The sequence below is a fragment of the Acrocarpospora corrugata genome (assembly GCF_009687845.1).
Taxonomy (GTDB): Bacteria; Actinomycetota; Actinomycetes; order Streptosporangiales; family Streptosporangiaceae; genus Acrocarpospora; species Acrocarpospora corrugata.
Genome location: NZ_BLAD01000082.1, coordinates 30,371 through 48,580, shown reverse-complemented (window position 1 = coordinate 48,580; position 18,210 = coordinate 30,371). Strand labels below are relative to the sequence as shown.

Annotated in this window: 19 protein-coding genes; 9 read left to right on the top strand and 10 right to left on the bottom strand. The window is 67.6% G+C overall.

What is annotated here, in order from left to right; translation table 11 throughout:
* Nucleotides 1–31: 31 nt before the first annotated feature.
* The 7 genes from Acor_RS32380 (at nt 32) to Acor_RS32350 (ending at nt 7,356) form a co-directional block, all read left to right on the top strand.
* Nucleotides 32–877, top strand: a complete 846-nt coding sequence (locus Acor_RS32380) for a carbohydrate ABC transporter permease (protein WP_218034613.1) — start codon at nt 32–34, stop codon at nt 875–877.
* Entirely contained in the window at nt 877–1,788 is a 912-nt protein-coding gene (locus Acor_RS32375; RefSeq protein WP_155340579.1) for a carbohydrate ABC transporter permease, read from the top strand. Before Acor_RS32380 ends, Acor_RS32375 begins: the two co-directional genes overlap by 1 nt.
* A complete protein-coding gene (locus Acor_RS32370) occupies nt 1,788–2,855 on the top strand; it encodes an ABC transporter ATP-binding protein (RefSeq protein ID WP_155340578.1) in 1,068 nt (355 codons plus the stop codon). The genes Acor_RS32375 and Acor_RS32370 overlap by 1 nt, the downstream gene beginning before the upstream one ends.
* Nucleotides 2,855–3,931 carry an ABC transporter ATP-binding protein gene (locus Acor_RS32365; RefSeq protein ID WP_155340577.1) on the top strand — a complete coding sequence of 359 codons (1,077 nt, stop codon included), beginning with the start codon at nt 2,855–2,857 and terminating at the stop codon, nt 3,929–3,931. The genes Acor_RS32370 and Acor_RS32365 overlap by 1 nt, the downstream gene beginning before the upstream one ends.
* 240 nt (nt 3,932–4,171) lie before the next feature.
* Nucleotides 4,172–5,632 (top strand): NAD-dependent succinate-semialdehyde dehydrogenase, encoded by a 1,461-nt coding sequence (locus Acor_RS32360; protein ID WP_155340603.1) that lies wholly within the window; start codon nt 4,172–4,174, stop codon nt 5,630–5,632.
* Nucleotides 5,629–6,069 carry an Ldh family oxidoreductase gene (locus Acor_RS32355; RefSeq protein ID WP_218034612.1) on the top strand — a complete coding sequence of 147 codons (441 nt, stop codon included), beginning with the start codon at nt 5,629–5,631 and terminating at the stop codon, nt 6,067–6,069. The genes Acor_RS32360 and Acor_RS32355 overlap by 4 nt, the downstream gene beginning before the upstream one ends.
* 51 nt (nt 6,070–6,120) lie before the next feature.
* On the top strand, nt 6,121–7,356 hold the full coding sequence (locus tag Acor_RS32350) for an iron-containing alcohol dehydrogenase (RefSeq protein WP_155340576.1): 1,236 nt from the start codon (nt 6,121–6,123) through the stop codon (nt 7,354–7,356).
* A 752-nt stretch (nt 7,357–8,108) separates the two neighbouring features.
* Here the strand turns inward: Acor_RS32350 and Acor_RS32345 are convergent.
* From Acor_RS32345 to Acor_RS32300, 10 genes are all read right to left on the bottom strand, one after another.
* Nucleotides 8,109–8,309: a hypothetical protein gene (locus Acor_RS32345; RefSeq protein ID WP_155340575.1), complete on the bottom strand. Its 201-nt coding sequence runs from the start codon at nt 8,307–8,309 to the stop codon at nt 8,109–8,111.
* A 30-nt stretch (nt 8,310–8,339) separates the two neighbouring features.
* Nucleotides 8,340–9,404 (bottom strand): integrase core domain-containing protein, encoded by a 1,065-nt coding sequence (locus Acor_RS32340; protein WP_155340574.1) that lies wholly within the window; start codon nt 9,402–9,404, stop codon nt 8,340–8,342.
* A gap of 138 nt (nt 9,405–9,542) precedes the next feature.
* Entirely contained in the window at nt 9,543–10,535 is a 993-nt protein-coding gene (gene add / locus Acor_RS32335; RefSeq protein WP_170317181.1) for an adenosine deaminase, read from the bottom strand.
* Nucleotides 10,536–10,537: 2 nt separating this feature from the next.
* Nucleotides 10,538–11,308, bottom strand: a complete 771-nt coding sequence (locus Acor_RS32330) for a nucleoside phosphorylase (protein ID WP_155340572.1) — start codon at nt 11,306–11,308, stop codon at nt 10,538–10,540.
* Nucleotides 11,309–11,330: 22 nt separating this feature from the next.
* Nucleotides 11,331–12,266, bottom strand: coding sequence for an ABC transporter permease (locus Acor_RS32325; RefSeq protein WP_155340571.1), 936 nt, complete (start codon nt 12,264–12,266; stop codon nt 11,331–11,333).
* Complete coding sequence (locus tag Acor_RS32320) at nt 12,263–13,333, bottom strand: ABC transporter permease (protein ID WP_246239447.1); 1,071 nt, start codon at nt 13,331–13,333, stop codon at nt 12,263–12,265. The genes Acor_RS32325 and Acor_RS32320 overlap by 4 nt, the downstream gene beginning before the upstream one ends.
* A complete protein-coding gene (locus tag Acor_RS32315; protein WP_218034611.1) occupies nt 13,333–14,883 on the bottom strand; it encodes an ABC transporter ATP-binding protein in 1,551 nt (516 codons plus the stop codon). The genes Acor_RS32320 and Acor_RS32315 overlap by 1 nt, the downstream gene beginning before the upstream one ends.
* Nucleotides 14,880–15,941 (bottom strand): BMP family lipoprotein, encoded by a 1,062-nt coding sequence (locus tag Acor_RS32310; RefSeq protein WP_155340569.1) that lies wholly within the window; start codon nt 15,939–15,941, stop codon nt 14,880–14,882. Before Acor_RS32310 ends, Acor_RS32315 begins: the two co-directional genes overlap by 4 nt.
* A gap of 16 nt (nt 15,942–15,957) precedes the next feature.
* Nucleotides 15,958–16,758 carry a GntR family transcriptional regulator gene (locus tag Acor_RS32305; RefSeq protein WP_170317180.1) on the bottom strand — a complete coding sequence of 267 codons (801 nt, stop codon included), beginning with the start codon at nt 16,756–16,758 and terminating at the stop codon, nt 15,958–15,960.
* Nucleotides 16,759–16,890: 132 nt separating this feature from the next.
* Nucleotides 16,891–17,178, bottom strand: coding sequence for a hypothetical protein (locus Acor_RS32300; RefSeq protein ID WP_155340567.1), 288 nt, complete (start codon nt 17,176–17,178; stop codon nt 16,891–16,893).
* Between the two features lie 212 nt (nt 17,179–17,390).
* Here Acor_RS32300 and Acor_RS32295 point away from each other — a divergent pair, with 212 nt between their 5' ends.
* Together Acor_RS32295 and Acor_RS32290 are read left to right on the top strand one after the other, a co-directional pair.
* Nucleotides 17,391–17,636: a hypothetical protein gene (locus Acor_RS32295; protein ID WP_155340566.1), complete on the top strand. Its 246-nt coding sequence runs from the start codon at nt 17,391–17,393 to the stop codon at nt 17,634–17,636.
* Nucleotides 17,633–18,034, top strand: a complete 402-nt coding sequence (locus Acor_RS32290; protein WP_155340565.1) for a type II toxin-antitoxin system VapC family toxin — start codon at nt 17,633–17,635, stop codon at nt 18,032–18,034. Before Acor_RS32295 ends, Acor_RS32290 begins: the two co-directional genes overlap by 4 nt.
* Nucleotides 18,035–18,210: the final 176 nt, after the last annotated feature.

Below are 18,210 nucleotides of genomic sequence, written 5' to 3'. Positions count from 1 at the left end.
GTCCCGCCGCTTGAGCGACCGCTGGCTCACTGTGGCATTCATTTCCCCCGCGTTGCTGCTGTTGCTCGCAATGTCGGTGTTCCCGTTGCTGTGGGCGTTGTACCTGTCTTTCACCGACTACTCGGCCACCCGCGGGGGGTCCGCCCATTTCGTCTGGTTCGAGAACTACACCGCCATCCTGACTTCGGCGCAGGTCCACCAGAGGGCCTTGACGACGTTGATCTACGTGGTCGGCGCGGTCACCCTGCAGACCGTGCTCGGTTTCACCATCGCCTACCTGATCTCACGGCGCACGCACGGGCGAGGACTGCTGACCACTCTGTTCCTAATTCCGATGATGCTGTCGCCGGTCGTGGTCGGGCTGTTCTGGCGATTCATGCTCGACGCGCAATTCGGCGTGATCAACAGCATGCTCGGCTCGCTCGGCCTGGGGCAGGTGGAGTGGCTCACCCGGCAGCAAACGGCATTGATTTCCCTGATCCTGGTCGACACCTGGCAATGGACGCCGTTCATCATGCTCATCGCACTCGCGGGCCTTACCGCGGTCCCCAAATACTTGTACGAGGCCGCCTCGATCGATCGGGCGTCCGAGTGGTTCCGGTTCCGCACCATCACTCTTCCGCTGGTGTGGCCGCTGCTCCTCATTGCCGTGTTGTTCAGGGCCATCGAGGCCTTCCGGCTGTTCGAGCTCGTCTACATCCTCACCAGCGGAGGTCCGGGGGTCTCCACCGAGACGTTGTCGTTCCACGTCTACAAGGTCGCGTTCCTGGGCTTCAACACCGGAACCGCCTCAGCGTACGGGATCCTCATGGTCCTCATCGTCATCGTCCTCACGCAGCTCTACCTGCGCTACTTGAACAAGCTCAAGGAGGACTGATGGCCGTCTCCATCAACGAGGCCGTGTCCACAGATCCTGCCCGGGATCGCACGCCCCCCGCGCGCCGCTTTGGCGGCCGGGGCCTCTCCGTGCTGGAGATCGCGGTGTTGACCGTGCTGGCCGCCGTGATGCTCTTTCCGGTGCTGTGGATGATCGAGACGTCCATCAAGGAGAACCGGGACGTCTACGCCATCCCGGCCAAGTTCTTCGACTTCCAGGTCACTCTGGACCACTTCAAGGACGTGTTCTTCTCCTCCGGCGGCGGTCGCTCGTCCTTGTCCGTCTCGTTCCTCAACTCCGTCGTGGTCGCCGGGGTCTCCACGGTGCTGGCCACCGTGCTGGGGGTCCCGGCGGCCTGGGCCTACTCACGCTTCGCCGTGAAGGCCAAGAAGGACCAACTGTTCTTCATCCTGTCCACCCGCTTCATGCCGCCCGTGGTGGTCGTGATCCCGATCTTCCTCATGTACCGCCAACTCGGACTCATCGACACCAAGCTCGGCCTGATCCTCATCTACACCGCGTTCAACGTCCCGTTCACGATCTGGATGATGAAGGGGTTCGTCGACGAGGTACCCGCAGAGTACGAGGACGCCGCCATGCTCGACGGCTACACCCGCTTGCAGGCGTTCCGGCGATTCACCCTTCCCCTGCTCCTGCCCGGCATCGCCGCGACAGCGGTGTTCGCACTCATCTTCTCGTGGAACGAGTTCGTGTTCGCCATCTTCCTTACCTCCAGCGACAGCGTGCGGACGGCCCCACCCGCCATCGCCGGCCTCATCGGTGGAACCACTGTGGACTGGGGTCTGGTGGCCGCCGCCTCCGTAGTGTTCGCCCTACCGGTGCTCGTCTTCGCCTACCTGGTGCGTAAGCACCTCATCGCCGGTGTGACGCTCGGGGCGGTGCGACGCTGATGGCGGGCATCGAGGTGAACGCCCTGCACAAGCGCTACCCGGACGGGACGGTCGCGGTTGATCACGTGGACCTGTCCATCGGCGACGGCGAGCTGTTCGTGATGCTCGGCCCTTCGGGCTGCGGCAAGACGACCACGCTGCGGGCCATAGCCGGCCTGGAGAGGCAGACGACGGGCGACATCCGCATCGGCGACACGCTGGTCAACGACCTGCCGCCGGCCGAGCGCGACATCGCCATGGTGTTCCAGTTCTACGCTCTCTACCCGCATCTGAGAACCCGCGACAACCTGGCGTTCCCACTGCGGGCCGAGGGACTGCCCAAGGCGGAGGTGAACGAGCGGGTCGAAGAGGCCGCCCGGCTGATGCGGCTTGGTCCGCTCCTGGACCGGCGACCGCACCGGCTGTCCGGCGGGGAGCAGCAGCGCGTCGCGCTCGCTCGCGCCCTGGTGCGACGACCGCGCGCATTCCTCATGGACGAGCCCCTCACCAATCTGGACGCGGAGCTGAGGGCGGACATGCGCACGGAGATCAAGCACCTGCAGGGGGAGCTGGGGACGACGATGGTCTACGTCACCCACGACCAAGTCGAGGCGATGTCACTCGGTCACAGAATCGCCATCCTCAACAAGGGCCGCGTCGAGCAGATCGGCACGCCGCTGGAAGTCTACGACCGTCCGGCGAGTCTTTTCTGCGCCGCGTTCATCGGCTCCCCGCCGATGAATCTGATTGAGGTGGAGGTGGCCGACGGGAAGCTGCGCAGTAAGAGCGGACTGGTCCTCACGCCACCGCCAAACCTGCCGCGCGACCGTGGCCTGGTCGCGGGCGTCCGGCCGGAGGCGCTGGAAGTCACAGAACCAGGGGCGGAAGGTTCGGTCCCGGCCCGCGTGGTCTCGGCGGAGTGGCTGGGCGACGAAATCATCTACGTGGTCGACCACGGCGGCCAGGGCGACGTACGGGTTCGGATGCCACCGACTGTCCGTTTCGATGCTGACGCACCGGTCGGGCTGCGGCACACCGGCGGGCCCCCGCCGGTCTACGACGTGAGCACGGAAGAGCTGGTGGCCTGATGGGAACCGTGGCAGTGCACGGGCTGTGCAAGTCCTTCGGTAAAGTCCAGGCCCTGGACGGGGTGACGCTGGACGTGCCGGACGGCTCGTTCTTCGTCGTGCTCGGGCCCTCCGGGGCAGGAAAGACGACGACCCTGCGAGCGATCGCCGGCCTTGAGAAGCTTGACGCCGGGTCGGTGCATCTGGACGGGAGGGACGCGACCGGTGACGCCCCGGCCGCACGCGACCTGGCCATGGTCTTCCAGAGCTACGCCCTCTACCCGCGACTCACCGCGTACGAGAACATCGCTTCGCCGCTGCGGGCACGCCGCTGTTCTTCGAGCGAGATCGCCGCTGCCGTCGAGCGGATGTCGAGCCTGCTGCACATCGAACGTCTGCTGCAGCGTCGTCCGGCGCAGTTGTCGGGCGGTGAGATGCAGCGTGTCGCCCTGGCCCGGGCGCTGGTCCGTCGCCCGCGCGCGTTTCTCATGGACGAGCCGCTGACGAACCTCGACCTCAAGCTCCGCGTCGAGATGCGCACCGAGCTCACCCGCATCCACCGGAGCCTCGGAGCAACCTTCGTCTACGTGACCAACGACCAGGTCGAGGCCCTGTCCATGGCCGACCAGGTCGCGATCCTCAAGGAGGGGAAGGTGCAACAGGTCGGCACGCCGGCCGAGGTGTACGAGCGTCCAGCCAACCAGTGGGTCGCGGGCTTCGTCGGGAGCCCGCCGATCAGCCTGCTCGCCTGCCACGCCGAGGGAGATCGTCTGGTCGGGGCGGAAGGCTGGACGCTGCCGCGGCCCCGCTGGACCACGGCTGAGGACGGTCGTCCGCTGCTGCTGGGCCTGCGCGCAGAGGACCTGTCCGTCGAGCAGCGTGGGAACGCGTCGTTGTCGGGGGAACTCTACGGGCTTGAGCCGCTCGGTGACCGAACGGTGGTCGACGTCCGAGTGGGGACGGAGATCCTCAAGGTCAAGGCACGACCCACCGTCACCGGTACGCCGGGCGAGCGGCTGCACGTCACGGTCGACCTGGACCGCGCGCACCTGTTCGATGCGGGCACCGGGCTGGTGCTGTCCGAGGCCGGAAGGTAACCGCGCAGGGGCGGCGACGTCAACATGCGCCCGCACGTGGCAATCGAGCCTCGGCGGACCGTCACCGGTGAGCACGGCCTGACGACGATGAAGCAGCCATGGCCCGAGAAGGCGATCGGTGGTGCGGGGCGTCGCCCTGCAGCCAGGGCCAAGGCCACGTTCGACCCGTTCGTCAACGCGCGTGGCGCGATCGCTGAGGTCACGCTGGACATCACCAAGAACATCACAGGAGGCGACGCAATGAGTGACCCGATGAACGTCCTGGCCCCCGAGCACCGGCGGCTCCGGATTGGCGACGCCTGGCGCGACGCCGCCAGCGGAGCCACCTTTGCCGTCGAGGACCCGGCCACCGGCAAGACCATCGCCGAAGTGGCGGACGCCGGCGTCGTTGACGGGCTCGCCGCTCTGGACGTAGCGAGCAAGGCAATGGCGGTGTGGGCGGCGACCCCGCCGCGAAAACGGTCAGAGTTGTTGACCGCGACGTACCGGGCACTGACCGAGCGATCCGAGGAGGTCGCCCGGCTGATAACGCTCGAGATGGGCAAGCCGCTCGCCGAGGCTCGGGGAGAGGTGGCTTACGGCGCCGAGTTCTTCCGTTGGTTCGCCGAGGAGGCGGTCCGCGTCGAGGGGCGCTACAACACCGCTCCCGCTGGTGGATATCGCATCCTCACCGTGCCGAAGCCGGTCGGACCGTGCGTCTTCGTGACGCCCTGGAACTTTCCGTTGGCCATGGGTGCCCGCAAGATCGCTCCTGCGCTGGCGGCGGGCTGCACGACGATCACCAAGCCGGCAGCCCAGACGCCACTCACCATGCTGTTCCTGGCCCGCATCATGGAGGAGGTCGGCGTTCCCCCGGGCGTCGTCAACGTCGTGACAACCAAGCGTGCCGGCGAGGTGGTCTCAGCACTGCTAGCCGACCGTCGGACCCGCAAGCTTTCGTTCACCGGGTCGACCGAGGTCGGGCGCGTGCTGCTACGACAGGCGGCGGACAACGTGCTGCGCACCTCCATGGAACTGGGCGGCAACGCGGCCTTGATCGTGTGTGCCGACGCGGACCTGGACGTCGCGCTCGACGGTGCCATGGTGGCCAAGATGCGCAACATCGGGGAGTCCTGCATCGCGGCCAACCGAATCTACGTCGAGGAGCCGGTGCGCGAGGAGTTCACGGCTCGCTTTGCCATGCGCATGGGTGCGCTCTCGGTGGGCCATGGTCTCGACGACGGTGTGGACGTCGGGGCGTTGATCGACGAGGCCTCGGTCACCAAGATCGACGAGCTCGTCGCCGACGCGGTCAATCGCGGCGCCCGTGTCTTGGTGGGCGGCGAGCGTCCGGATGGGCCGGGCTACTTCTACCCGCCTACGGTCCTCGTCGACGTGCCCGAAGACGCGCGGATGCTGGAGGCGGAAATCTTCGGCCCGGTGGCGCCGATCATCTCGTTCACGTCCGACGACGAGGTAATGGCGAAGGCCAATGACACCGAGCACGGCCTGGTCGGATACGTCTTCACCCGTGACCTCCAGCGGGCGCTCCGGTTCACCGAGGGGCTAGAGACGGGGATGGTCGGCATCAACCGTGGTCTGATCTCGGACCCGTCAGCTCCGTTCGGAGGCGTGAAGCAGTCCGGGATCGGCAAGGAGGGGTCGCACGAGGGCATCCTTGAGTACCTCGACGTCACCTACGCGGCGATCGACCTACCGTGACCGGCCCGCTGCTCCGGGTGCCCGCCGAGGATCACCGCACCCTGTGCACACATGACCTGACCGGCCTCCACACGTGGGGCGGGGCCCGGGCCATGGTCGGCACGAATCCGCTGGCACCCGGGGACGCCGTAGACTCCGCCGGTGTGCGCGCCACAGACGCGGCCGCGGCGGTGGATGGGGCGATCAGCCCTTTCGGCGGTCCCAAAGGCTACGCCCTCGGGCTCATGATCGAGGTGCTGGTCGCGACCTTGACTCGTACCGCCCTTGGCGACGATGTCCGCGGAACCCTCGACCCGACTGACCCGCCCACCAAGGGCGACGTCTTCATCGCGATGGACCCGAGGGCGCCCGGGCACGACCGAGTCTGGGAGCCCGGCGCGCGCGCCTGCGCCACCCGGCAGCCAACCTTGTCGACGCCGTCCCGGTCTCGCAGGTGACCTGGACGTCCGCCCAGCAAATCACCGCCGACGTTCCAGAGAGGCACTGACATGCTTGAGACCGTTCGCGGACCACGCCAGCTGATAGTGGGCGAAGGGGTCGCGCAGAACATCCCACGAGTGGTGGCCGAGTGTGGCTCACGAGTCCTCATCGTGACCGACCGGGTTCTTCTGGGGCAGCCGGGCGTGGCCGAGATCGTGGCCGCCGTGCGGGAGAAGGTCGAAGTCGTCGGCGTGTTTGCCGACGCGACTCCGGACGTGCCACTCGCCGATGTCGCCCTGGCCGTCTCGGTCGCCGCAGAGGTGGACGCCGACGTAATCCTCGCCATCGGGGGTGGCACGGTGATCGACCTCGCCAAAATCGTCGGCGTCATCCGGCGCCACGGTGGGACGCCGCGCGACTTCTACGGCGAGTCGAAGGTGCCGGGGCCGACGATTCCTCTCGTCGCGGTCCCGACGACGTCAGGCACCGGCTCCGAGCTCACGCCCGTCTCGGTGTTGACCGACCCGGACCGCGAGCTGAAGGTGGGGGTCTCCAGCGTCCACATCGTGCCCGACTTCGCCATCGTCGACCCCGAGCTCACCTACACCTGCCCTGCGACCGTCACTGCCCACTCCGGCATCGACGCGTTTTGTCACGCGGTGGAGAGCTACACCGCGCGACCCCGGGCCCACGGACCGCGCGACCCTGTGGAGCAGGTCTTCCTCGGCCGCAACCCGATCACCGATCACTACGCGCTCCTGGCCGCGGAGCGGATCGCCCGCAGCTTGCCCCGTGTCGTCAGGGACGGAGGCGACAAGGACGCGCGCGCGGACATGTCCTATGGGTCCATGCTAGCCGGGCTCGCATTTTCCCACGCAGGCAACGCGGCTCCGCACGCCCTCCAGTACCCCATCGGCGCAGCCACCCACACACCGCACGGCCTGGGCGTCGGGCTGCTGCTGCCTTACGCGCTGGACGCGGCCAGGGATGCCATCGGCGACCGGTTGACCATCCTCGCCGGGGTGTGCGGGCTCGACGTGACCGACGCCTCGGATGCCGAGGCCGCAGATACGTTCCTCACCTGGCTCGACGGGCTCCTTGCCGACATCGGCATCCCTACCACCTTGGCGGACATCGGCGTGGCACGCGCCGACCTCCCGCGCTTCGCGGAGATGGCCAGTGGCGTCACCCGCTTGATCCAGAACCATCCAGGCCCGACCGACACCGCCAGCCTGACCGCGATCCTCGAAGCGGCCTGGATCGGGGACCGGACCCGACACGTTCTGACTCCGGAGCAGAGATAGTGACGGGCCTTTCACAAGACGACGAGTTCCCTGCCCCACCCTGGGTATCGGAATTGTTGGCTACGCCTTAATGGGAGCCGCCCATTCCCAGGCCTGGCGCACGGCTGCGCGCCCACCAGGCCGGCCACGGCCACAGCAGCCACAATCCCACCGGCCCTGCGCCTGCCGAAAACCTGATCCACGCAGCTCAGGCGGCATGTGAGTATTCGTGAAGGACTCCGCCGAGTCGGTCTTTTCGGCGTACGTTCAGGCGGGCGATTCGCTCTGCATCGATGATCGGATCCTGTGGGGCTCAATAATGGGATTGATGTCTGACCTGCCGGTTCTCGGGGTGTCACTTGGCGATCTGCCCCTTAATTCGTAGGTTGAGGTTCGAATCCCTCACACGCCGCCCATCTGAGATAGCGTTACCCGCTCCGGTAGTCGCGTGCTAACGCCAAGCTGGGCGCACACGTCGCGCCCAGCTTGGCCTAGCAGCCAAGCTGGGCAACAGCACAGAATGGCATGCCGGCGCAAGGAACTGCACCGAGGGTACGCGGTCGGGTTTCAGTAAAGCCGGGGCAGGGTAGCTGACGGTTGCTCGGCGGTTGCTCATTGGCAGGCGATACGGGGCAACATCGCGCACCACCAGCGGGCATTTTGACCTTTTAATCCGTAGGTTCAGGGTTCGAATCCCTGGCGCCCCACCACCGCTGACCTGGGAGTTCTCCCGCACGGCAGATCAGTCGATCATGACCTGGGACACGGATGGGTCACACCTGGGTCATCCAGCCGCACCGCCCCCGGCGCACCTTCCGGGCGGTTCCGCGCGCCGCCGACAGCACCAGCCGCGCCGTCGCCCTGGCCGCCTGGCGGCGCAGTTCCGGCAGCACCGAGGTGTAGGTGTCGGCGGTCAGCACGATGCTGGCGTGCCCGATCTGGCCCTGCACCTGTACCGCTTCAAATTCGAACACGGGGTCTGAGCTGGCGTTTCATCGGGTCAGTTACGCGGCTCGGTGGTACTCGTTGATCGCTCCGCTGAGCACCTTTCGGCGCTGAATCCAGCCTTCCAGCGGCACCACAACTTGCTCGTCTTGATCAGGTGGCCGTTGTTGGCGGGACTGGTGCGGGCGATGCGCGTTGTAGTGATCGGCGTACTCTTGCAGGACTGATCGCAGGTGGCGTTCGCCGTAGATCAACATCTGGTCGGCGCATTCGGCTCGTACGGTGCGCACCCAACGTTCGGCATAGCAGTTCGCTCGAGACGCCCGGGGCGGGATCTTGATCACCTTGGTGCCGTTGTCCGCCAGGACATCATCGAAGACCCGCGTGAATTTCGCGTCCCGGTCGCAGACCCGAAATCGCATTGCGGTCGCACGGTCGCCCAGGTCGATGACGAGGTTACGGGCCTGCTGGGCTACCCGGGCGCCGTCCGGATTGGCGGTCACCCCAAGGACATGCACGATTCGGGTGCCGACCTCCACGACGAACAGGACGTAGAGCCGGCGCAGGGTGACGGTATCGACGGCGAAGAAGTCGCATGCCAGCGTGCTGGCGGCGTGGATGCGCACGAAGTCCCGCCACCGATCGTCGTGACGGCGGGGCGCCGGCCCGAGGCCGGCACGCTTGAGGATCCGGCGGACCGTTGAACCACTTACCCGATATCCCAGGCGCATCAGTTCACCGCGGATCCGTTCATAGCCCCAGGATCGATTTTCTGTGGCCAGGCGTTCGGTCAGCGCCACGATCTCAGGATCGGTCGGCGGGCGGCCTCGGCCTCGTTTGGGGTAAGTCCACTTCCGAGTGACCAGACGGCGATGCCAGCGCAGGAGCGTGCCCGGCGTGACCAGCCGGTGCGCCCGAAGCGCTTTCGGCAGCCCACGGGTCAGGGCTGACAAGATCGCCCGGTCCGGCCAGGACAATCGTGGCTGTCCGGCTTGACGACGCAGTACCGCGACTTCGTGACGCAACACCAGGATCTCCAGGTCCTTGGAGTCGTCACCGCGCGCCAGCAGGCACAGCCAGCCGACCACCCGACAGAAGATCAGATATATAAGACGGAACACCACAGGCGTCGAGGATGCCCGACGTCAGCCACCGCATCAGCCCAGGTCACCAGCCAGAGCCGAATAATGACACCTTTCACGTTCATCACGGCGAGGTGAGGCCGTGTGTGGTGGCCGGACCGAGCCCGGCCACCGCCAGAATCAACGCCTCGTGATCAGTCCTCCGCTCGGATCCCCTCTCTCGAGGGCATGGCGCAGTTCCGCCCGGACACCGTCGTTGCAGAACGCGACCTCGACCGCCGTTCGGGCCATGCCGTCCAGTGCCGCGGGGGGCAAGCCACCTTCGGAGACCAGCGCCCGCACTTCCGACGCGAGCCGCACTCCTGTCGTTACGGGGTCGTCGTCGCCGAGTACCACCCTGCATCCGGCGGCCAGGAAGCGGTGCATCGGATGCTCCGCCAGACTGGGCGCCGCACCCGTCAAAACGTTGGATGTGGGGCACACTTCGAAGCACACCCCCTTGTCGGCGGCCCACTCCAGCAGCCGGGAATCGTCAGCGGCCCGGCTGCCGTGCCCGATTCGCGAGACGCCGAGCAGGTCGACGGCCTCCCGCACGGCATGACCGGGTGCGGCCTCCCCCGCGTGGGCGGTCACGCCGAGCCCGTGCGAGCGAGCCATGGCGAAGGCGGCGACGTACGGCTCCAGCGCGGGGAACAAAAGCTCGTCACCGGCCACGTCGAGGCCGACGACGCCGGCCCCGGCCAGCCGGCAGGCCGCATCCGCCACCTCCATGTTGACGTGCTCGGGAACGTGCCTGAGCAGGCATGCCACCACCCCGGCCGGTATCGGCGCCGAGGCGACGCCTTCGCACACTGCCTTCAGCACCTCGTAGATCGACCGGCCGGGTCCCGCGTGGGTGCTGGGTCCCACCCGGAGCTCGACGAAGGACGCACCGTCGGCCGCGGCGTCCTCGACCGCCTCCCTGGCCGCGCGGGCGATGCCGTCCAGGTGCGCGAGCACGGGATAAGCGGCGGCGACGTGGGCGAGGAACACGGTGAGGTCGGCGCGTTCCCGCATCCGCAGGGCGGCCTCCCAGCCGGCGTCCGGTTCGGGAAGTCCTGCCGCTTTCGCCAGTTCGGCGGCGGTCTCCGGCCGCAGGCATCCTTCCAGATGGGTGTGCAGGTTGAGCAGCACGGCTACAGCCCCAGACGGTAGACGGCCTCGAGGGCCACATCGATGCTGTGCTCCCAGCCCGTGTGCAGCCGTTCGTTGGCCTTGCCGTACACGACGTCGCCCGTCACCAGGTTGCCGGAGACCGCGCAGACCATGCCGGCGCGCAGGCCGCGCAGTCGCGCGACGACGAACATGGCGGAGCTTTCCATCTCGACGTTGGCGAGCCCCATCGACGACAGCTTCGCGATCCACTCCGGCGACTCCGCGTAGAAGGCGTCGTCGGTGGCGTTGAGCCCGGCGTGGGCGGCGAAGCCGCGCTCCTCGCCGAACTCCGTCGCCACCTGCTTGAGCATCATCGTGAGCTCGAAATCGGGCACGGCCGGGTAAGGGAGCGGCACGTACGCCGGCGTCGTACCGTCATTGCGGTACGACCCCTCACTGACGATCAGGTCGCCCACGCTGATGTGCGGTTGCAGCGCCGCGGTGCTGCCCACGCGGATGAAGACCTTCGCCCCCGCGCGCGCCAGCTCCTCGACGCCGATCGCGGTCGAAGGACAGCCCATGCCGCTGGAGCACGCGGTGATCTTCCGGCCCTTGTAGGTGCCGGTCACCGTACGGTACTCACGCTGGTGCGCCACCTCCACCGGGTCCTCGAGCCGATCGGCGATCAACTGCACGCGGAAGGGGTCTCCGGGCATCAAGACGACCTCGCTGATCTGGCCCGCCTGGACGCCGACGTGGTACTGCGGCCCGGTGACCCCGACGGCTGACTTGTCCACCAATTCGGTGCTCATTCGCTTCCCTTTCGCTGAGAGATCATTTCTTGGCCGTCCCGCCCGTGCCTGGCCGATAGGGCACGCCTGCGGCGGCTGGTCCACGGACGCCACGACCGAAGACCACCAACGCGAGAATCGTCGCGATGTACGGGATCATGTTGAGGAACTGCGCGTCGACCATGTCCTGCGGCAGCCGGATCACCAGCGCGCTGGCGAAGCCGAAGAATAGGCCGGCGACCATGCTCCGCAGCGGATTCCAGCCGCCGAAGATGACCGCGGCCAGCGCGATGAAGCCGCGGCCTGCCGTCATGTTCTCCGAGAAGGCGGTGAGGAGGCACAGGGACAGGTAGGCACCGGCGACACCGCAGAGGGCGCCCGACGCCGCGACGGCGCCGTAGCGCAGGCGGAGCACCGGCACGCCGGCCGCCTCCAGAACCTTGGGCGCCTCGCCGGAGGCCCGTAGCCGCAGACCGGTGACGGTGCGATTCAGGAACCACCAGACGGCGAACGCGCAGAGCAGGGCCCCCCAGAGGAACCACGACTGGGCGAAGAGAGCCGGGCCCAGGACGGGGATGTCCTTCAGAACCGGCACCGGCGTGCTGACGAAACCGGCCACCTGGGGGGAGCTGCCCGGATTTCCGTACACCTGGGTGAGGAGATAACTGGTGCCTCCCAGGCCGATCAGATTGAGCGCGGTCCCCGAGATGATCTGGTCGGCGCCGAACCGGATCGTCATGATCGCGTGGACCAGCGCGAGCGCCGTCCCCGCCGCGATCGCGCACAGCAGCCCGGCCCAGGCGCTCCCGGTGAGATACGACCCGAGCACGCCGAAGAAGGCGCCGGTGAGCATCAGCCCCTCCAGGCCGATGTTGACGACTCCCGCGCGCTCGCAGAGGATTCCGCCCAGCGCGGCGAAGATGAGTGGGGCCGCGAACCGGAGTGTCGAGGCGATCAGCTCGGTCAGATCGAGCATCATCGCCCTCCCACGGCGAGCCGGGCGGCGCGTGCCCGCCGAGGCCCGGTCCTTCTGCGCAGAGTTTGGACCGTCACGAAGAGCAGCACGATGCCCACCAGGACGTCGATGAGGTGGGCGGAGATTCCCACGTCGAACTGCATCTGCTGACCTCCGGAAGACAGTGCGCCGAGGACGAGCCCGCCGGCGACGCACCCGACCGGGTGGTTGCGGCCGAGCAGCGCCACACCGATGCCGAGGTAGCCGAGGCTGGTCACGAATGGCACGGTCATGTGGCCGTAGGTGCCGAGGACCTCCCCGGCCCCGGCGAGCCCGGCGAAGAGCCCGCCACCGCCGAGTGCCGCGGCTGCGGCGACTGTGGGCGATGCGCCCATGTAACGGGCCGTTCGTGGTGCGAGCCCGGAGACGCGCAACTCCATTCCGTACGGCGTCCGCCACAGGACCACCGAGGCGACGACGGCGCCGGCCAGCGCGACGACGAGCCCCAGGTGCGCGCCGGCGAGGCCGCCGCCGATCATGGGCAGCCGATTCGACGGAAGCGCGAAGTCCGATCCGGGCACCTGGCTGTGCGCGGAGAGCGGGTGCAGCAGCAACCACGTGGACAGGTCCGCGACGATGAAGTTGAGCATGATCGTCGTGACCACCTCGTGGGCTCCGAACCTGGCCTTCAGCGCGCCGGCGAGAGCGCCCACCAGCCCGCCGGCAAGCCCGCCCAGGGCGAGGACGGCCACCGGCCCGATGACCGGCGGCAGGCTGAGCGTGACGCCGGCCCATGCCGCAGCGGTGGCGCCGGCCGCGAACTGCCCGTCTCCACCGATGTTGAACAGGCCGCCGCGGAAGGCGAAGGCCACGGCGATGCCGGTGAGGATGAGCGGCGTGGCGTTCTGCAGCGTACGGCCGATGGCCTCGGGAGACCCCAGGGCCCCGCGGAGAAGGGACACGTACGCGACGGCCGGGGAAACCCCGGACAGCGCCATGATCACCGCTCCGGCGACGAGGCTCAGTGCCACGGCCGCGGCCGGAGCGGCGAGCCCGCGAAGGACCTGTGCCCTCCAGGCGCGCGGCGTCATCACGATCCGTCTCCCGTGGTGGTCGTCACACGGCTTCCGGCTCCGGCCATGAGCAGGCCGAGGGACTCGTCGGCGGCCTCGCCCCGGGCGAGCTCCCCGGCTACCCTGCCGCCGGACATCACGACGATCCGGTCGCTGAGTGCCTTGATCTCGTCGAGGTCGAGACTGATCAGAAGGACCGCACGACCGCGGTCGCGTGCGTCGAGCAACCGCCGGTGTACGGCATGGCCCGCCATGACGTCGACGCCGCGCGTCGGCTGGCTCACCACGAGGACCTGGGGATCATCCGCGAGCTCTCGCCCCACGAGAAGCTTCTGCTGGTTTCCGCCCGACAGGGATGCGGCGGTCTGATCGACGTGCGGCGGCCTGACGTCGTTGCCCTCGATCAGCCGGCGCGCCACCGCTCGCATCGCACGCCGCGACAGGAGGCCGCGCACACGCAGACCGCGGTGCCGGTGCCGGCGCAGCACCGCGTTCTCGTACAGGGGCAGGTCGAGGACGAGACCCTCGTTGCTGCGGTCCTCCGGCACGTAGCCGAGCCCGGCCTCCAGCCGATCACGAACCCCCGCGCGGGTGACGTCGGCGCCCGCCAGGGCGATCGAGCCGGCTCCCACCGGGCGAACGCCCGAGATCATCTCGGCGAGTTCGGTCTGGCCGCTGCCGTCCATTCCCGCGATGCCGACGATCTCGCCTCCGTGGACTGCCAGATCCACATCGCGAACCCGCCCTGCGCGGTCGGACACTCCCCGCAGGGTGAGCATCGGGGACTCGGATCTGGCCCGGGGCGCCACCGTGAGTTCGAGCTCCGTCTCTCTGCCCACCATCAGGCGCGCGAGCTCCCCTTGGGTGGTGGCGGCCGTGTCCACAGTGCGGACGACCCGGCCGTCCCGGATCACCGTGATCCGCTCCGTCACCGCCAGCAGTTCGTGCAGCTTGTGCGAGATGAGGATGACGGACATGCCCTCCCTGGCCATGCCGCCGACGACCTGGAAAAGGCGGTCGCTCTCGGCAGGAGTCAGCACGGCCGTCGGCTCGTCGAGGATGAGGATCCTGGCTCCGCGGTAGAGGGCACGCAGGATCTCCACACGCTGGCGAGCGGCGACGCCGAGCGCCGCGATCTTCGCGTCCGGGTCCACCTCGAGGCCGAACCGCTCGGAGATCTCCACGACGGACGCTCGGCCCCTGGCCCGGTCGAGTATCCCCGCGTGGGCAGGCTCGGCGCCGAGCACCAGATTCTCCATGACCGTGAAGGCGGGGATGAGCATGAAGTGCTGGTGGACCATGCCGATCCCGCGGGCCAGCGCGGACGCGGGGCCGGCGATGTCGACCGGCGTGCCGTCGATCTCGACGGTCCCCGAGTCCGGCCGCAGCAGGCCGTACAGGATGTTCATCAACGTGGACTTGCCGGCCCCGTTCTCTCCCAGCAGACCGAGCACCTCACCGCCGCGCACCTCGAGGTCGATCCCGTCGTTCGCCTTGACCGCCCCGAACGTCTTGGTGACGCCCCTCATGCGCAGGGCGGCGCGGTCGCGCCGATCTTCCGGGATCATTTGCCGCCGACCTCGGCGAGCGTCGTGGCAGCTTTCAGGGAGCCGTCGACGATCTTCTGCTGGGCGTCGGCGACGGCGGTCTTGACACTCTCGGGCACGACCGAGTCGAACTTGCCGAACGGTGCGAGCGCGATGCCCTGGTTGGACAGGCCGAACGACTGGACGCCCGCCTTCCACGTGCCCTTCGTCTGCGCCTCGATCGTGGACGTGACCGCGGTGTCGACCCGCTTGAGCACAGAGGTGAGGACAGGGGCGTTCGGATTGGTCTGGGCCTGGTCGACGTTCACGCCGATCGCGAAGAACTTCTGGTCCTGGGCCACCTTGAACAGGCCGTCACCGCTGGCCCCGGCCGCGTGGTAGATCACGTCGGCGCCCTTGGAATGCATGTTGCTGGCGATCTCCGAGCCGGTGCCAGGATCGCTGAACGCCTGCGTCGTCGTGCCGACGTACTGGTAGAGCACCTGGCAGTCGGGGCACACCGACAGTACGCCCTGCTTGTATCCCGCACCGAACTTCTCGATGAGCGGGGACTCCTGACCTCCGATGAAGCCGACCACCTTGTCGGCCGGGTTGGTGTAGTCGGTCTTGACCTGGGTCATGAGGCCCGCCACGACGCCGGTGAGATACGAGCCCTCCTCCTCGCGGAAGACGAGGGAGGTGACGTTCGGCGCCTCGACGACTGAGTCGATGATCCCGAAGTGCGTGTTCGGGAACTGCTTGGCGGCGGCGGTGATCGCGTCGGTGAAGGTGAAACCGATGCCGAAGACGGGCTGGAAGCCGCTTTGGGCGAGCTGGTTGAGGTTGTTGGCGTAGTCGGCCGGTGTCTGCGGGACCAGGACGCGGCCCTCGGCGCCGAGGTTCTTTTCCGCGACCTTGAGGCCGGTACTGGCAAGATCGTTGAAGCCGTGGTCGCCGAGGCCGCCGATGTCGGTGACGACGCCGGGCTTGATCGCGACCTGGGAGTTGGTGCCGGTGGCCGTTGCCGAGCCGTCACCGCCACATCCGGTGACTACCATGACGGGGACTACCAGCAGGGCGGCGAGGTGCAGAGCTTTCATGCTCGCTCCAGGGGGTTCAGGGGGACGAGGTCTGGACGACAGTGAGGTGGCCTGCCTCTGGGGTGATGAGGTGCTTGGCCACGTAGATGGGCGAGCCGTCGAGTAGCACGCGTTGGGTAAGGACGAGGATGGGGCTGCCGCTCGTCACTTCGAGGGCATGGGCTCGCTCGCTGCCGGCCGTACTGACCGAGACCTCGCACGAGCTCGGTCCCAGAGCGGCCCCGAACCGGTCGCTCAGTACCGCCAGCATGCTGACAGGATCGGCGTGACGCTCCTGCAGCTCTGCTTTCAGCTCCGGGTGGGTCACGGCCAGGCGGTCCTCTCCCGGAACCCACTCCTGTGCGAGAGCCAGCGGCACGCCATCACCGACGATCAGGCTCTCCCACATGAGAATCACGGCATCGTCGGGCACCTGCAGCCCTCGCTGCGTGAAGTCTGTGCTGGTCTCGAGGTTGGCCTTCCTCCGCCGCACGGAGTAGGCCGGGCCGGGAGCGGCGAGCATCCGCTCTATCGGATGAAGCTGCTCCAACCCGATGGCCGGGATCACGTCGACGACGAACCGCCCGATACCACGCTGGTTGCGGATCAGTCCGTCCTCTTCCAGCAGGATCAGTGCCTCGCGCATCACGCTGCGGCTGACTGCGAACGCGGAGCTCAGCTCGGGCTCCGACGGCAGCATCTGCCCCGGGCCGATCACGCCGCCGCGGATCGCGCCCGCGACCTCGCTGTAGACCGCGACGCGCAGCGGGAGGTTGCCGCGATATCGCAGAGGACTGGCGAAGGTCGACGCCGGAATCGCTCCCGCACGTGTGGCCATTGAGGGTCTCCAAAGGGGGTATATGATGTCAGACATCCTCGATGTGCTGGGAGTCTTCACCAACACGGTTGCTACCGTCAACCCCCCGGCCACACGATTTAACAGAGACGTCACCGAAGGCGTGGCCGAAGATCAGCCAGAGCCATCACACCCGAGGACCCGGGCAAACCCGAACTGACGCTTGTTCGCAACGCCGCCGAACGTCACGGTGGCAAGGTCCTCGCGCAGAGCCGACCCGGCGATAGACACGAGCACGACCCGAACCCCCGGCTGGAGATCGGGCCGATTCACCTGACGCAATACGGCGACCTGATGACGAAGCACCACGATCTCGATCGCCTTGACCCGATCACCGCGACCCAGCAGGACCAGGAACTGAGAGACACGCCCGAGGATGAGGTAGAGGGAGGACCACGACACGTCAGCGGGATGCCCGAGACCTCATGCTCCAGCCACGAACCCCCAGGTCAACCACTGCCGAACACACTGCCGACACCATGCCCGAGGAGAACCGTGACTCGACGAGAACCTTGTGACGCGGACGGACGCAGCCCATCGACGCGAGTAAGCCTCGGCCACCAGTTACGCTGAAGGTGCAACACAGGCGCCGCGACGGAGGGAGTCGAGCGACGGTGAGCGTAGACCTCGAACACGAGCCCATTCATGACCTCGCCCGCCGGGTTATCCGGTTGGCCGAGGAAACCCAGCACGCCGCTCAAGTGCTCGAACGCCGTCTGGATGCGCTGGAACGCCGCTCCGAAGCCGCCGGCAGAGCCGAACGCATCCTGAGCATCGCCGCCGGCATGCGAACCCATCTGGGTCAGGACCGGCTCTCCGTTGAAGACCTGTACGACCCGGACACCGGCCTTCCCGCGTGATCATCGATTCCAGCGCCATCATCGCTGTCATCAACGGTGAGCCCGAGGCTACCCCGTTCGCCTACGCCATCGCCGTCGCCGTGTGTCGCATCTCGGCTGTCAACTACATCGAAGCGGCCATCGAAGCGGCCATCGTGGCGGACAACCGCGGTGAGGCCATGCGCAACGCCTTCGACACACTCGTTGACGAGATGGGCCTCATCATCGAGCCGGTAACACCCAATCAGGCCAGGATTGCGCGCTGGGCGTACCAGACCTACGGCAAGGGCAACAACTCCAAGGCCAAGCTCAACATGGGCGACTGCTTCGCCTACGCTCTCGCCAAAGACCTCGACCAGCCCCTGCTCTTCAAAGGTGAGGACTTCCCGCACACCGACATCACCCCCGCGCAACCCTGACGGTCAATCAATCCCCTTCTCAAGGTGATCACAGGTTCCCTGCGGGAGCAGCCGATGGAATGAGAATGCGCGAGTTCTACCGCCTGGCCCAGACTCGAGCGCGAGCTGAACAGCACGTCGAAAGCCGACGGTTAGTTCACCCGCACCGCCTCCAGCTGGGACGAGCCGTGACCTGG